The 15,601-nt window shown below is 39.1% G+C and carries 13 protein-coding genes; 11 read left to right on the forward strand and 2 right to left on the reverse strand.

The annotated features are described in order from the left end of the window. Positions 1 to 416: 416 nt before the first annotated feature. From ACGHIY_RS02380 to ACGHIY_RS02410, 7 genes are all read left to right on the forward strand, one after another. A complete protein-coding gene (locus tag ACGHIY_RS02380) occupies positions 417 to 1,277 on the forward strand; it encodes a polysaccharide deacetylase family protein (protein ID WP_390334711.1) in 861 nt (286 codons plus the stop codon). Positions 1,278 to 1,285: 8 nt separating this feature from the next. Then, the gene (locus ACGHIY_RS02385; RefSeq protein ID WP_060919836.1) at positions 1,286 to 1,780 is read left to right on the forward strand and encodes a molybdenum cofactor biosynthesis protein B; all 495 of its coding nucleotides are present in this window, start codon (positions 1,286 to 1,288) and stop codon (positions 1,778 to 1,780) included. Between the two features lie 219 nt (positions 1,781 to 1,999). Then, on the forward strand, positions 2,000 to 2,431 hold the full coding sequence (locus ACGHIY_RS02390) for an Rrf2 family transcriptional regulator (RefSeq protein WP_004695360.1): 432 nt from the start codon (positions 2,000 to 2,002) through the stop codon (positions 2,429 to 2,431). Between the two features lie 84 nt (positions 2,432 to 2,515). After that, positions 2,516 to 3,904: a cytochrome ubiquinol oxidase subunit I gene (locus tag ACGHIY_RS02395; RefSeq protein ID WP_004695363.1), complete on the forward strand. Its 1,389-nt coding sequence runs from the start codon at positions 2,516 to 2,518 to the stop codon at positions 3,902 to 3,904. Further along, a complete protein-coding gene (gene cydB / locus ACGHIY_RS02400; protein WP_004695365.1) occupies positions 3,895 to 4,914 on the forward strand; it encodes a cytochrome d ubiquinol oxidase subunit II in 1,020 nt (339 codons plus the stop codon). Before ACGHIY_RS02395 ends, cydB begins: the two co-directional genes overlap by 10 nt. Before the next feature lie 200 nt (positions 4,915 to 5,114). After that, a complete protein-coding gene (cydD, locus tag ACGHIY_RS02405) occupies positions 5,115 to 8,702 on the forward strand; it encodes a thiol reductant ABC exporter subunit CydD (RefSeq protein WP_390525649.1) in 3,588 nt (1,195 codons plus the stop codon). Between the two features lie 272 nt (positions 8,703 to 8,974). Continuing rightward, positions 8,975 to 10,144, forward strand: coding sequence for a hypothetical protein (locus ACGHIY_RS02410; RefSeq protein WP_004695368.1), 1,170 nt, complete (start codon positions 8,975 to 8,977; stop codon positions 10,142 to 10,144). A 129-nt stretch (positions 10,145 to 10,273) separates the two neighbouring features. On the opposite strand, the gene ACGHIY_RS02415 is transcribed toward ACGHIY_RS02410, so the two are convergent. After that, a complete protein-coding gene (locus ACGHIY_RS02415) occupies positions 10,274 to 10,858 on the reverse strand; it encodes a DUF805 domain-containing protein (protein WP_004695370.1) in 585 nt (194 codons plus the stop codon). Positions 10,859 to 10,879: 21 nt separating this feature from the next. After that, positions 10,880 to 11,713 (reverse strand): pyridoxamine kinase, encoded by an 834-nt coding sequence (locus ACGHIY_RS02420; protein ID WP_270279382.1) that lies wholly within the window; start codon positions 11,711 to 11,713, stop codon positions 10,880 to 10,882. A 135-nt stretch (positions 11,714 to 11,848) separates the two neighbouring features. Between ACGHIY_RS02420 and ACGHIY_RS02425 the strand changes: the two genes are divergently transcribed. From ACGHIY_RS02425 to ACGHIY_RS02440, 4 genes are read left to right on the forward strand one after another with little or no spacing between them, the layout of a single operon-like run. Beyond that, positions 11,849 to 12,781: an ABC transporter permease gene (locus tag ACGHIY_RS02425; RefSeq protein WP_004695374.1), complete on the forward strand. Its 933-nt coding sequence runs from the start codon at positions 11,849 to 11,851 to the stop codon at positions 12,779 to 12,781. After that, on the forward strand, positions 12,774 to 13,673 hold the full coding sequence (locus ACGHIY_RS02430; RefSeq protein ID WP_060919840.1) for an ABC transporter permease: 900 nt from the start codon (positions 12,774 to 12,776) through the stop codon (positions 13,671 to 13,673). Before ACGHIY_RS02425 ends, ACGHIY_RS02430 begins: the two co-directional genes overlap by 8 nt. Then, a complete protein-coding gene (locus tag ACGHIY_RS02435; protein ID WP_058948494.1) occupies positions 13,673 to 14,653 on the forward strand; it encodes an ABC transporter ATP-binding protein in 981 nt (326 codons plus the stop codon). Before ACGHIY_RS02430 ends, ACGHIY_RS02435 begins: the two co-directional genes overlap by 1 nt. Beyond that, the gene (locus ACGHIY_RS02440; protein WP_004695381.1) at positions 14,653 to 15,600 is read left to right on the forward strand and encodes an ABC transporter ATP-binding protein; all 948 of its coding nucleotides are present in this window, start codon (positions 14,653 to 14,655) and stop codon (positions 15,598 to 15,600) included. Before ACGHIY_RS02435 ends, ACGHIY_RS02440 begins: the two co-directional genes overlap by 1 nt. Position 15,601: the final 1 nt, after the last annotated feature.

Consider the following 15,601-nt stretch of genomic DNA (forward strand, 5'->3'; position numbering starts at 1 on the left):
ATCAATAGAGACGGCGTGGGAAAAGTAGGGCAGTAGAAGATGGAGGAACAACGTGACGACAGATTCACTGCATCACTTTCTTCCGAACGTAAGATTTACCAAACTGCGAAGCAGAGAAGGGAAATCCACAGTGAGGAAGCAAGTAGGGCAAGCGAAAAGTAATTAGGATTAAACGACGTATGGGGCTCACACACCACCTTCTTCCGAACGTAAGATTTACCAAACTGCTAAGCGGTGAAGGGAAATCCACAGTGAGGAAGCAAGTAGGGAAAGTTAAAGGTAATAAGAATTAAGCGACGACAGATTCATTGCATCAACCGTTTTTATATTAATCTTATGAGGGATTTTCTTGATAATAGCCACTTATATGTGGTATTCTCATTATGTATGTAAGTCGATGGGAGTGATTATTTTATATGTATAAATATGGCAAGAGCTGCATTAAAAAGTTGTTATATTGTATTGCAATATGTATTGCAATTTTAGCGGTTTCTATTGGGGCTATGTGGGGACTGTCTTCAAATTATAAGTTATATGGTGTACCGGTACTTAATTATCATCAAATAAATGATGAGAAACACTCCGCGTTAACATTGCATGTGGATCAGTTTAAGGAGCAGATGGAATACCTCCATAATCATGGATATCATACGATAACATTGGATCAATTGTATGAGTATTTGCAAAATGGTACGGAGTTACCAGAGAAGCCAATCGTAATAACATTTGACGATGGTTATGTAGATAATTATGAACATGCATTGCCTATATTAAAAGCATATAATATGAAAGCTACTTTGTTCATGATTAGTGACGCAGCCAATACGCATGGTTTTGTAAATACAGCACAAATGCGTCAAATGGAGACGGCAGGATTTGATATTCAAGGGCATACAAATCATCATAAGATACTAACTCATATAGATCCTACAGAATTGCCTGATGCCATTCTCGGTGGTAAAACATCTATGGAAGGTATTTTAGGAGAACCTATCAATTATTTGGCGTATCCTGGTGGTTTTAATGATATGCTCGTTCAATATGTTACTAAACAGTCTGGGTATAAAATGGCTTTCACAGTTCAACCAGGAACAGTAAAGCCAGGGGAGAATTTATATGCTCTAAATCGACTAGCTGTATTCCAAGGAGATACACCGTATTTATCTTTCTGGTTGCGCCTACATTGTGCACCGCTTATTAAGTATACATGGGCATTGCGTGATACATTACGCGATAATGGATGGCCGATATTGGCATCTATTGTGCCTTTATTTTAGGAGGAACTATGTCTTACGAAGTTGTAGCAAGACCATTACGTGTTGCAGTATTAACTGTATCTGATACTCGTACATTAGAAACTGATAAAGGGGGCAACAAAGTTCAAGAATTTTTGGAAGCAGCAAATCATATTGTAGCAGATCGAAAAATTGTAATTGATGATTGTGAGGCTATAATAAATGCTATGACTCCATGGTGTAATGATGAGTCTATTGATGTCATTATATCTACTGGGGGAACTGGTATTGCTATGAGAGATGTTACCATCGAGGCGGTAAATAGCTTATATGAAAAGCATATTCCAGGTTTTGGTGAAATCTTTAGATATTTATCCTATACGGAGGATATTGGAACAAAAGCAATGGCATCTCGTGCAGAAGCTGGTGTTAAGAATAACACTTTGATGTTTTCTATTCCTGGCTCTGTTGGGGCCGTCACCTTAGCGATGAGCAAACTCATCATTCCTGAAATGGGCCATTTGGTGCGAGAAATTACAAAATAATATAAATGGAGACTGTTCTTTTGAGAGCAGTCTTTTTATATATGATGACAATCAATATTTGATGGATATAAAAGTAGGTAATTGATCCATAAAATATGAGCATGAGAAGTAAGTGAATTAATTTATTCTGTTTAAAACAATACCATTGCAGTATTGTTTTATTTCATTTATACTAGATTTAGTAATACGTTTGTCCGAGTGCTTGAGAAAGGAGACTTTATGAAGTTAAATCAGGCCACGGATTATGCATTTCGCATGGTCTTGCATATGGCGCTACTACCTTCGGGCTCGAAGATAACTGGTGCTGTATTGGCTGAGCAAGAGTTGATTCCAGAACGCTTTTTGCTCAAGATTATGCGTAGTCTCATTGCAGCAGGAATTATGAAATCTTTCCGAGGTGTAGATGGCGGGTTTGCCCTGAATCGAAGCCCTCAAGAGATTTCGTTGCTTGATGTAATTAGAGCAGTAGAAGGGGATGCGTATTTACAACGTTGTTTATATGATGTAGGTTCTTGCTCTAAGTCTTGTAAGGGGCATTGCGCTATAAATGAAGCAATGGGCGTGATTCAGCATCAATTGATTAATCAGTTGGAAGCGGTTAATTTTAAGACCCTTGCCCAAAGAGAACAGTTGATTGGTGCTGAGGCTTGAGCTTTTTTACAGTCGCAATGATGCAAGGTTTTTTGTAAAAGCTCGTCAAGTGATGTTAGTATTTTATTCTAAGGAGGAAAACACATGTTTGAAGCTGTAGATTTAGCCCGATTGCAATTCGCGCTAACATCTATCTATCACTGGTTATTTGTGCCGTTCACACTAGGTATGACAGTGACTGTTGCTGCTTTAGAGTGGACCTATGTGTCGACTGGTAAAGAAGTATACAAAAAAATGGCTAAGTTCTGGGGGAAATTGTTCCTAATTAACTTTGCCATGGGTGTGGTGACTGGTATTGTTCAGGAATTCCATTTCGGTATGAACTGGGCAGAATATTCTCGTTTTATGGGTGACATTTTTGGTGCCCCATTGGCCCTTGAAGCATTAATGGCATTTTTCTTGGAATCTACATTCATGGGCGTTTGGATTTTCGGTTGGGACCGCTTACATAAATGTGTTCACGCCCTTGTAGCTACATTTGTAGCGTTAGGTACTAACTTATCTGCGTTCTGGATTCTCGTAGCAAACTCCTTTATGCAACATCCTGTAGGCTTTGTATTACGCAATGGCCGTGCAGAGATGGAAAATTTCCTGACCATCGTTCAAAATGGCTATGTACCTGGACAATTTTTCCATATCGTATTGAATGGTTTATTAACAGCTGGTGTAATTATTATGGCAATCAGTGCATGGCACTTATTGCGTAATAATGCGACAGAGTTCTACCGCCGCTCCGCTAAATGGGGCATGGTTATCGCACTTGTATTTGGTACTTTAGGTGCATTAGCTGGTCATCATCAAGGTCAATACATCACAAAAGTACAACCTATGAAAATGGCTGCTATGGAAGCGTTGTGGGAAACACAAGATCCAGCGCCATTCTCTTTGGTAGCTAATATTGATACTAAAGCACAAAAGAATACAGGTGCTCTTGAAATTCCTGGTGGTTTATCCTTCTTGACTCAAAACTCCTTTACGTCTGGTAAGGTAGAAGGTATCAAAGACCTTCAAGCAAAAGCGGAGGCTCAATATGGCCCTGGCAACTATATTCCAGATGTTCCAGCAATCTTCTGGACATTCCGTGTCATGGTAGCATCCGGTTCTCTTATGTTACTTGTTGCCTTTGTAGGTCTTATCCTAAATGCAAAAGACAAGCTTGTTGAAAATCGTACATTCTTAAAAATTATGTTCTGGATGTTGCCATTGCCATTCATCGCTCACTCCACTGGTTGGTTTGTAGCGGAAGCAGGTCGTCAACCATGGCTTGTATATGGTTTGCAATTGACTGCAGATGGTGCGTCTAAATCCGTAACGGCTCCAGAAATTATGACTACAATCATCGGCTTTACACTTGTGTATATCGTGGCTGCTATCGCGGCTATCTACCTTGCTGTAGAACACATTAAAAAAGGTCCAGATGGAAATCCATCTCATGATGTAGTTGAAAAAGAGGAGGCAAGATTATGGAATTAATTTTTAATAACCTTGAAGTGGTATGGTTTATCTTAATTACTGTACTATTCGCTGGCTTCTTCTTATTAGAAGGTTTTGACTATGGTACTGGTATTTTGTTACCATTCATTGGTAAAACTGACGTTGAACGTCGACAAATGATCAATGCCTTAGGTCCTGTGTGGGATGGTAATGAAGTTTGGATGATTACTGCCGGAGGGGCATTATTCGCATCCTTCCCTCACGTGTATGCTACATTATTTAGTGGATTCTACTTGGCTCTATTCTTGATGCTTGCAGCTCTTATTATTCGTGGTGTATCCTTTGAATTCCGTTCTAAGAGCCCTAATTTGTTATGGCGTAAAACATTCGACTACTGCATCTTCTTTGGTTCCTTGATTCCTGCACTATTGTGGGGTGTTACAGTAGGTAATTTGATTCAAGGTACTCCAATTGATGCAAGTATGACATATGTTGGTACTTTTTCTGATTTATTAAGTCCATACACCATACTTTGTGGTATTGCGTTCATTTTGGTATTTACATACCATGGTGGTTTATTTACTTCTATTAAAACAGCTGGTGCTGTTTCTGAGCGCGCTCGTGCGGCATCCTTGGTAGTAGGTGTTCCTACAGCTATCGGTGCATTGGCATTGGTAGGTGCAACTTACGTGTATACAGATTTGTTTAATTCTGTATTAGCTATAGTTTGCTTTGCATTAGCTATCGTGTCCTTCCTCATTTCTTGGGGTGCAGCACGCACTCGAAATACAAAATGGGGTTTCTTATTCAGTTGTTTATCTGTTATTTCTGTAACAGCTGCATACTTTGCAGGTTTGTTCCCTCGCATCATGGTTTCTTCTTTGAATCCTGAGTGGAGCTTGACTATTACTAATGCAGCTAACTCTACTTATACGTTGACTTTGATGACTTGTGTAGCCTTCGTATTTGTGCCAATTATTTTGGTTTACCAATCTTGGGTATATTGGACATTCCGTCATCGTGTAACAGAAAAAGATTTACACTATTAATAGTATAGCTTTACAACTTATGTAAGTTGTAAAAATTAGGTCTTAATGTGAGGCGTGCCGTAGCGGCACGCCTCTTTTTTATGGTAAGATGAATATAATATTGATAAATTTAGATTCACTTGGACTCTTGTAGGCTTAGTAATAGGGATTTAAATTTGTTTGAGTTTATATATTTAAATAGATTTACCGTAGAGGATAGTATGATACAGCGTACCGCATTTAAAGCGCTGCTAGAACATAAAGGACAGCTTGTGCTACTCGGCTTCACCTGTTTAGTAGAAAGTCTGTCCATTGTTGGGCAAGCCTGGTTCTTTGGAACCTTAATAAATAATCTTATATTTTTGGAGCATACACTAGCTGATGAAACGAACACCATTATTTATTTGTTTATTGCTATTATTGTGAGATTGGTGGCTCATTATGTTCAAGAGGCGGTGGCAAATCATTTGGGAAGTACTGTAAAAGCATCCTTTAGAGAACGCTCTTTGGAGCATATGTTTAAGCTCGGTGTACAGCATAAGGAACGTCATGGCGATGTCATCCATATGCTTACCGATGGTTTAGAACAAGTAGATGCTTACATAGCACGTTACATTCCGCAGATTTTATATGCTATTATGATTCCTCTTATTATGGGGATTGCCATTGTAAATACATTACCAATAATTGGTATTATTTTGATTGTTACGGTGCCTTTAATTCCATTTTTTATGATCTTGATTGGGAAGCAAGCTGATCGATTAAATAAGGAACAATGGGAACGTATGAGCTTCCTATCGGGGCATTTTTTAGATGTACTACAAGGGATTACTACGCTAAAGCTCTTTGGCCGTGCAAAGGATCAAATCAAGGTTATTGGTCGATTATCTCAAGAGTTTAAAGATTCCACTTTACGCGTGTTGCGCGTAGCCTTTTTATCTGCATTAGTACTTGAATTAGTGAGTACAATTAGTACTGCTCTGATTGCGGTATATTTAGGTCTAACCTTATTAGATGGTGAAGTCACATTCTTTTCAGCCTTCTTTATTTTGTTGTTAGCGCCGGAGTTCTATACTCCATTTAGACAATTGGGGGCAGCTTTCCACACAGGGATGGCAGGGAAAACATCTATTCTGAAGTATGAAGAATTCATGCAGCGTCCACCTTATTTACCAGTAGGTGGTGAGTCTAAACTTGATAAGCCTATACAGGAAATTGCAATTAAAGATTTAACTTTCACCTATAAAAATAGTGAGAATGGGGTACACCACATTACGCTGCAGGCTGAACGTAATGCACCTATTATGCTCGTTGGTGAAAGCGGAGCTGGTAAATCTACTATGGCCCATATTGTTGGAGGGTTTTTACAGGCTCCGAAAGGAACAGTTACTATCGATGGCATTGATATATGTGATTTAGATATCAACTGGTGGCGTCAGCAAATTATCTATGTATCTCAACATCCACATATTATGAAAGGGTCCTTGCGAGAGGTCTTATCCTTTGGTATGGATGTAAGTGATGCAGAGATTCTTGATGCGTGCAAAGAAGTTCAGCTATTAGATGTTATTAATCGAGAACAAGATGGGCTTGATGCGGTTATTGGTGAAGGTGGGTTAGGTCTTAGTGGCGGCGAGCGGCAACGTATTGCTTTAGCTCGTGCATTCCTCCGGAAGGGTCAGGTATTGATTCTTGATGAAGTGACAGCACATCTAGATGTAAAAACAGAAGCCATTATAAGTACGGCTATTCAGCGTTTGATGGAAAATAAGATTGTCATCATTATTGGGCATCGATTACAAACTATGCATTGGGCATCTAAACTATATGTCTTGAAAAATGGATCAATTATTCAAGAAGGTTCTTATCATGACCTACTTCAAGAAGCGGGTTATTTTAAAGACCTTGTTACATCTGGCTTAGGGCAATTATCAGCAACTCTTGAAGAACCATTGTATATTGGAAAACAATTTGATTCAGAGAATACATTGGTCGTAGATAAACCTATCAATGGCACAGAGCATTTTGTTAAATCTGTTAAATATACTGAGACTTTTAAAGATAATGCAAAAGGTTCTAATATGAGCTTACAAGGTTGGAAGTTGTTGTTTTCTGTATTGAGTCCCGCTAAGTGGTCATTAGTATTGGCCTTGCTATTTACATTCTTAACAGTGTTTATGAATGTGGGGCTTTTGACAGTATCCTCTTGGCTATTGGCATCTGCCGCACTGCAACCAGGACTTACTTATTTAAGTCTTGCAATCGTAGGAGTTCGATTCTTCGGTGTTAGTCGTGCTGTATGTCGTTATTTTGAGCGCTATACATCTCATCGCATGGCATTCCAAGGACTCTATGGCTTGCGCTTGTGGTTTTATGCTCATTTGGAACCATTGGCACCTGCTATACTCAAACGGTTTGGGGCAGGTGATATGTTGGGACGCATCATGGGGGATATAGAGGTATTACAATTCTTCTACTTGCGCACTTTGATTCCACCCGTAGCAGCCGTTGCCTTGACTATATTGATTGCATATGGAGTTTCTACAATTGACAATAGTTTGATTATACCTATTCTTTTGTCGGCCTTCGTATTAGGTGTAATAGTACCTTTGGTTGTTTATTTGTATAATAAAGAATCTTTACGTAGGATTGGGCCTCAACAAGGCGATTATAAAGCGCTTTTAAGTGATACTATGGATAGTCTGGAAGATGTGATTAGTTATGGCAACGAAGACATGGTATATAAGCGTATTCAGCATATGATGCGCAATGTAGATGCTCAAAAAGGTACTATTGAGCGGGGCATGAATATGGGTAATACACTATTCATAGGCGGCGTTCAGTTAACTGTAGTTATTGTAGCTATTATGGCCTCTAATGCGTTAACAGGTGCTTGGGCTAGTGTTATGGTAGCGGTGGCTGCCATTGGTACACAGGCTTGGTTTGAAGCGTTACAACCTATGATTGCTGCTGTTCATCATGGTGCAGAAAGTAAAGTTGCCACAAGTCGTCTCATGGCTCTCAGTAATGAACCGATATCTATTGTAGAACCTATATCACCAAAATCATTTAACCCTAATGATGATATTATTTTTACAGATGTATCCTTTGGGTATGATGAATATCGCCATATTTATGAGAATCTCAGACTACATATTCAGCAAGGGAAATCCATTGCTATCGTTGGTGCTAGTGGGTCTGGCAAGACGACATTATTTAATATGCTTGAGAGGTTATATGATTATGGTGGATCCATTCGTATAGGCTCGGTGGAGTTGAAAGATATTTCAATTGATACTTGGCGTAATGCATTGGGGACTATAACTCAAGATACGTATATTTTTAATGCTTCCTTTAAGGATAATATACGCCTTGCAAGACCTGAAGCTTCTATGGCGGATTTAGATCAAGCCATTAACCGTGCATCATTGCGATCGGTAGTTGAAAAATTACCAGAAGGTATGAATACGATTGTAGGGAGTGGAGGGCAAGGTTTGAGTGGTGGTGAACGTCAAAGAGTTGCATTAGCTAGATTGTTCTTGCGCAATCCTAAAATCGTTTTATTAGATGAACCTTTAGAGGGCTTAGATCAAGTAACGAGAAAAGCTTTACATCGTGATTTGATGCATTATGTAGAGGGTAGGACATGTCTATATATTACACATCAATTGGAAGGTTTAGAACAAATGGACCGAATCTTGTTTATGGATAAAGGTCAAATTGTTGAAGATGGTACGTATGAAGAATTGATAGCTCTTCGAGGTCATTTCTATGAATATTGTTATTTATCTATGGCAAGTATTCAATAAAACTAAATATCATTTAAAGTATCTATTATTAATGCTTAATTATAGATTTGGACAATGTTTAATATTACGTTGCAATTTAAGATCTATTATGAATATTAAATTATAATAAGAGCAATATTAAACTACATTAATGAAGCCCCTTTTGCTATGCAAAAAGGGGCTTTAATTATATTTATATTTAATAGTATATGTAGTATACTTTTATCGATAAATCATGCAATATATGGTATAATTTTTGTATTAAGAGCTATTATTTCACCCTTGGAGGGGTTATGACTAAAATCTTCACCAAATTACGAGCTTTGGTGGATGAAGCATTATCTGATCGAGATGCGGTGGTGGATAAGGCGCCCGTATTAGAAAAAGCACCTTTAGAACAAGATTTGTTTGACCACCGTTTGCTATATATAGAAGAGGATATGGTTAATCGCATGTTGCGTGCCGCTCTTCGTAATCATTGGTTCTTTTATGCTGTAACATTTGAATTTGAACCAAACAATCAAATATTCCTATCCATTATTACAAAATGGGGGAATGTGATTAATGTGGAATTCACCTTAGAGGATTTATGGTTCGATGATTATTCATCATCCTTTGCCATTCGTTTAGATACAAATAATATAGATACAGGTGGGTTTATTTTGAACTCTATTTTACACTTGTTGGGAAACTGGTGTCTAAGTCTCTTCGGTATTTTCTTTAACCCTATTGCATTAGGTGAAAAAGGATCTACTGTACGCTTTGAGAAGAAAGGTATCATTCAATTTGACTTATTACCTAATACACAAGTGAAGAAATTCATACCCATGCCTGAGCGCCATATTGGTAGTAATGGACCTGTTCTCTTGGGTAACCCGCGGACCAGTCAATCTGTGTTACAGTTGGATTACTATGCATTCCATGATCCTGTAGATACTTTTACAGTACCTGATGTGCCAACTCGCACTAGCTGGCTTCGTTCTATCGATATTGCAGCAGTTCTTTTATTGCCAATAGGTGTATGGATTACATTTATTATCTTGCATCACTATTTACCAACAGAAACATTGGAATTTTCATTCTCTACATACTTTTTAATTTCCTTAGGGATTTTTATCATTTCCTTCTTAGTTATGAATATTCCTCGGTATTTGTACATGTATTTTGATTCTCGCAAACAGTGGCAAAGTGCATTTGTACATAACAATATTAAAATTCAAATGCGTAAACTACACCGACGCATCTTCATGCAACAAGCTACATTGACAGCTGATTGTGATGAGTATACTGCTAATGAAAGCCAAGAGCGAATTAAACACCTTTTGTTGCAAATTCGAGATAAACGATTCCTTGCAAATCGACTTAAAATTGCAGATGATGATAGAGCGCGTAAACAAAAGGTTAAGTTTATTATTGCATATATAGGTTGTACTTTGATTGAGTTGATGTTGTTAATGAACTAATGTTGTAAAAACAGAAGACATAATAAAAACGTATCTCTTTGATATGTACTCTCTTTACTGGTTGTCCAGTAAAGAAGGTATATATTACTTATAGAGATACGTTTTTTATTGTAGGGTGTTAATTTTTAATTATCGCTTTTTGCGTCGCTTACGAACTGTTTTTCGACCTTCTTGTTTTTTGTTAGATATAGGAGTCTGTATTGGTTCATAAACTGTCCGATTTACAGTCATAAATGGAGGGTTACCATATTGATTAGGCTCAGGTTGTCCTGGCAATACCCAGAATAGGAAGCCGATGAGCCATATAAAAAGCTCTAGCATGTAATTGAATGGAGATACGGCAGAGTAGGTATTGATGAAAATCATGATTACCGACCAGAGGATTCCTGCCCATGCATTGAAGCCGATGTCGTGAATACGACGGCCAAATAAGACACAAGATAAAGGAAAGAGGGTTGCCAATAAGAGCCAAATAATGACCCTAGTCAACCAATATGCTGGTAGTGATACAACAAAATCTAAGAATATGTTATCGATGTAGTGGACAATATGAAATAAAATCATTAAAGCGATGAAGCATATGATAAATTGTAGTCGATTTAACCGTCCCGTTAAGTTAAAAATCGATAAACCCATGCGACGTCCTTGGAATGCAATGAGCAAACCGATGGTACATATGAGCAGTGTTCGTAATACAACATAAAGTAAATCCATAAGTTCCCCTTTATTTATAGCTTATAGTTGAGTTAATTCTGGCAAAACTAACTCAAATGCGACTCCATGTTTTAGTGATTGTACTGTATCTAATGTTGCTTGAATCGCTTTGGTAGTAAAATTCATTGCCAGTTCTGCCGCATCATAAGGAGAATATCCCCTCATTACCGCACCAGATAATACAGCAGTAAAAATATCTCCTGTCCCTGTAGCTTTTACAGGAACCAGAGGTATAGAGTATGTTTTTAAAAAGTCTGTAGGTCCATCATAGACCGCAATAACAGCATGTGTTTTCGATGGGACGCTGGTCATGATAACCATTTCAGGGCCCATGTGATGTAATTGCTTACATCGCTCACGTAATTCATCTTCGCTAATAGGATTTGTTGAGAATGGAATATCTAATAAGAAGCATGCCTCAGTAAAGTTTGGCTTTACGATGTGGGCCTTAGATACAAGTTGGCGCATAGCTACAACCATATCAGGAGTATAAATGGAATAGAGGCGACCATCATCGGCCATTGCGGGATCGACGATAACCATCTGACCATTAGAGGCAAATCGATTGATTGCTTCTTCAACGAGGTGAATTTGTTCTGGTGAGGCCAAGAATCCACTTACGATAGCGTGAAAGTCAATTTCGTTTTTATCCCAGCAATCCATGAAATCTCTCATATGAGCAGATAAATCGACAAATTCATAGTGAGGATACTCTAAGTGATTGCTTAGTACCGCTGTCGCCAAAGGAACCGCCTGACAGCGCATGGCACTGATGATAGGAATCATAACGGTAAGGGCACAGCGTCCAATAGAGCTCATGTCTTGAATTGTTAAAACTCTAGGTACTGCTATCATAGACACCTCCAAATAATCATATATTTTATTGTACGTTATGTAAGCCTTTCTGTAAATGTAATGATGTTAATCATGAAATTAGCTTCATAATGTAGTATAATAAAACGAATAGACTTTTTATGGAGGAAAGTGACAATGACGAGGTATGTATTTCGACGCCTAGGTGGCGCAATCATAATCTTATGGGTCATCATTACCGTAACATTTGCATTAATGCATGCGATACCGGGAGGGCCTTTTACAACAGAAAAAAAATTACCGCCTCAAGTGAAAGCAAGTATAGAGGCGAAATATCATCTTGATGACCCCGTGTGGAAGCAATATGGAGATTATTTAGGTGGCGTTATTACAGGTGACTTGGGCCCATCATTTAAATATGAAGGCCGTAGTGTAAACGATATAATTGGTGATGCATTCCCAATTTCCGCACAGCTTGGCTTATTATCCTTAATGGTAGCTATAGTTGGTGGTATTACAGCTGGTGCGATTAGTGCCATGAGACCTAATAGTATTGTAGATTATGCGGTAACTGTATTATCTACAATAGGGATTTCGGTACCAACATTTATTATCGGTGCTGTTCTTGTGTACATAGTAGGCTTTGAATTGGGATGGTTCCCGGTAGCCTTATGGCGTGGCCCATCTTACATGGTGTTGCCTGTGTTGACATTAGCAGCGCAACCGATGGCATTTATTGCTCGCTTAACGCGCAGTGGTTTACTTGACGTGTATCAACAAGAATACATTCGTACAGCTCGCGCAAAAGGTCTAGGTTCTTGGACCATTTTGACACGTCATGCCCTTGGCAATGCAATTTTGCCAGTTATTACGTACTTAGGTCCATTGGCAGCTAGTTTGTTAACAGGCAGCTTTATCGTAGAAACAATTTTTGCGATTCCTGGTCTAGGTCAGTATTTTGTAACATCTATTTATAACCGAGACTATACGGTTATTCTTGGTATTACGATTTTCTATAGTGCGCTTGTAGTATTTCTTAATATTTTGGTGGACATGATTTATCCATTAATCGATCCACGAGTTACAACGGAGGAGGGGACAGATGAATAAGGAAGACTTTTTACCTATTGAACGAGCCCCTCAAGAAGAGATTACTAGCTTTATAAAACGTCCTAGTAAATGGGAACGATTTAAGGTAAATCGTTTAGCTGTAGTTGGTGCAACCATCATTATTGTGATGATGGTGCTTGCTATTCTAGGTCCACTTATTTCACCTTATACCTATGCGGACCAATCCTTAATTGATGCGAACCAAAGTCCAAGCTTTAGCCATTGGTTTGGTACGGATACATTGGGCCGTGATATCTATACACGTGTTATGTACGGCGCTCGTATTTCCTTAACCATTGGTTTTGTAGCAGCTTTTATTAATCTTGTGATTGGCGTTGCCTATGGCGGCATTGCGGGTTATATAGGTGGCAAGGTAGACCGTATCATGATGGGGATTGTAGATGTTTTGTACGGTATTCCACTTTTACTATACGTAATCTTATTGATGGTTGTACTTGGACCTGGGCTAACCTCTATTTTTGTAGCGTTGGGTATTGCGTATTGGCTTAATATGGCCCGTATCGTACGCAGCCAAATTTTGAAAGTTAAGAACGAAGAATACATCATCGCAGCAGAAGCCATGGGTATTCCTAAGCATCGCATTTTATTGCGCCATATTTTGCCAAACTGTGTAGGGCCTATCATTATTACTTTAACATTGGCCATTCCTGAGGCAATTTTTACAGAAGCATTCCTTAGTTTTATCGGCTTAGGTGTAAATGCACCTATGGCGAGCTGGGGTGTACTGGCTTCTGAAGGTATTAGTAGCATGCGCTCTTATCCATTCCAATTGATTTTCCCCGCTGTTGCTATTAGTATTACTATGCTTGGTTTCGCATTTTTTGGCGACGGTTTACGTAATGTATTAGACCCTAAGGAAGGAGATAGATAATGAATAACGCTATTGTTGATGTACGTAATGTATCTATTACCATCAATACCTTCCAAGGTCCGTTGCGAGTTATTCGCAATCAAGATATTTCTTTATACCCTGGCGAGATTTTAGGTATAGTCGGGGAATCTGGATGTGGTAAATCCGTTTTAGTTAACTCATTAATGGGCTTATTACCATATGGTAAAACTAAAATTAAAGCGGATACATTCATGATTGATGGTCATGATTGTTTAGGATTTACAGAAGATGATTGGAATGAACTTCGTGGCACGACGGTTGCCATGGTGTTCCAAGATCCTATGACCTCTTTGAATCCTATCATGACGATTGGGGAGCAAATGTATGAGGTTATCCATCGTACTAATGCGTATGGTGAAGATTACGATGAAAGGGCCATTGCTATCGATTTGTTGAAGAAAATGGGGTTATCCACTCCGGAACGACGATTATCTCAATATCCTCATGAATTGAGCGGTGGTATGCGTCAACGCGTATGTATTGCCATGGCAGTGGCTGGTCGTCCTAAAATTTTAATTTGTGATGAGCCTACAACAGCTCTTGATATTACTACTGAGGCGCAAATTTTGCGCCTTATGCAAACCTTAGCCGTAGAGGCTGGCATAGGGATTATCTTTATCTCTCACAATCTACGTGTTATTGCTCAAATTTGTGATCGCGTTATGGTTATGTACGCAGGTAAATGTGTTGAGTCTGCTACAGTAGATGGTATCTTTAGCGAGCCTCGTCATCCATATACTTTGGGGCTGTTACTTGCATTGCCTCAAGGTAAATGGCACGGTGAATTGAAGGCCGTTGAAGGTCAACCTCCTGATCTATTTGATTTACCTCGTGGATGTGCATTTAATCCTCGTTGTAAATGGGCTATGCGAATCTGCGGTAGTCGGGTTCCGATGGTTACAAATGTTGGTGAAAGTCACCAGTTTACATGTTGGTTAGCTAAGTTGGAGGGACTTTAATGAGTTACGTATGGGAGACTGACAATCTCGTTAAAGAGTTCACCCTGTCAGGTGGCTTATTTAAGCCAAAACAAACGGTACACGCCGTACAAGGCGTGAGTCTATATCAATCACCAGGGGAAACCCTAGGTATCGTAGGTGAATCTGGATGTGGTAAATCTACCTTTGGTTATACTTTGATGGGTTTATATCAAGCTACATCTGGTTCTATTTATATGAATGGTCGACATATCAACCCTTATGTGGATAGAGAGTCTGTTCACCCGGTGATGCAAATGGTATTTCAAAATCCTTATGCATCCCTTAATCCGCGGCTTACGGTTAATGCAATTTTAGAGGAGCCTTTAGAACTGGATCCAAAGTATACACCCCGAGATCGCGTGATTCGTGTAAAAGAGGTGCTTGACCAAGTTGGCTTAAATATGTCATTTGGTGAGCGTTATGCTCATGAACTATCTGGTGGGCAACGTCAACGTATCGGCATTGCACGGGCTCTTATTATGGAGCCTCAATGTATCATTTGTGATGAGCCGATTTCTGCGTTAGATGTATCTATCCAAGTGCAAATTATGACATTACTAGAACGGTTACAAGAACAACATGGTATTTCGTACCTCTTTATTTCTCATGATTTAAATATGGTGCGCTACATTAGTCATCGCATGGTTGTTATGTATTTAGGTGCCGTCATGGAAGAAGGTCCTGCATTGGACTTATATGAATTCCCTCAGCATCCGTATACCCGTGCATTGACGGCCTTAAATGGTCCAGTTATGCCACATGCACCAATTGGGGCACCGCTTAAAGGGGATCCACCAAATCCATTAGACCCACCAAAAGGGTGTCTGTTTAGTGGTCGATGTCCAGAAGCGGAAGGTCGTTGTTTTACAGAACGTCCGCCACTTCGAGATTGGGCAGATCGCCGCATCGCATGCTGGCACATATAAT

Origin of the sequence: Veillonella parvula, assembly GCF_042850485.1 — a bacterium.
GTDB classification, from domain to species: domain Bacteria; phylum Bacillota; class Negativicutes; order Veillonellales; family Veillonellaceae; genus Veillonella; species Veillonella parvula_Q.

Bases quoted from the DNA above. Each gene is read 5' to 3' on its own strand.
- ACGHIY_RS02380 (WP_390334711.1), top strand. From the start codon at position 417: ATGTATAAATATGGCAAGAGCTGCATTAAAAAGTTGTTATATTGTATT.
- ACGHIY_RS02385 (WP_060919836.1), top strand. From the start codon at position 1,286: ATGTCTTACGAAGTTGTAGCAAGACCATTACGTGTTGCAGTATTAACT.
- ACGHIY_RS02390 (WP_004695360.1), top strand. From the start codon at position 2,000: ATGAAGTTAAATCAGGCCACGGATTATGCATTTCGCATGGTCTTGCAT.
- ACGHIY_RS02395 (WP_004695363.1), top strand. From the start codon at position 2,516: ATGTTTGAAGCTGTAGATTTAGCCCGATTGCAATTCGCGCTAACATCT.
- cydB (WP_004695365.1), top strand. From the start codon at position 3,895: ATGGAATTAATTTTTAATAACCTTGAAGTGGTATGGTTTATCTTAATT.
- cydD (WP_390525649.1), top strand. From the start codon at position 5,115: ATGATACAGCGTACCGCATTTAAAGCGCTGCTAGAACATAAAGGACAG.
- ACGHIY_RS02410 (WP_004695368.1), top strand. From the start codon at position 8,975: ATGACTAAAATCTTCACCAAATTACGAGCTTTGGTGGATGAAGCATTA.
- ACGHIY_RS02415 (WP_004695370.1), bottom strand. From the start codon at position 10,858: ATGGATTTACTTTATGTTGTATTACGAACACTGCTCATATGTACCATC.
- ACGHIY_RS02420 (WP_270279382.1), bottom strand. From the start codon at position 11,713: ATGATAGCAGTACCTAGAGTTTTAACAATTCAAGACATGAGCTCTATT.
- ACGHIY_RS02425 (WP_004695374.1), top strand. From the start codon at position 11,849: ATGACGAGGTATGTATTTCGACGCCTAGGTGGCGCAATCATAATCTTA.
- ACGHIY_RS02430 (WP_060919840.1), top strand. From the start codon at position 12,774: ATGAATAAGGAAGACTTTTTACCTATTGAACGAGCCCCTCAAGAAGAG.
- ACGHIY_RS02435 (WP_058948494.1), top strand. From the start codon at position 13,673: ATGAATAACGCTATTGTTGATGTACGTAATGTATCTATTACCATCAAT.
- ACGHIY_RS02440 (WP_004695381.1), top strand. From the start codon at position 14,653: ATGAGTTACGTATGGGAGACTGACAATCTCGTTAAAGAGTTCACCCTG.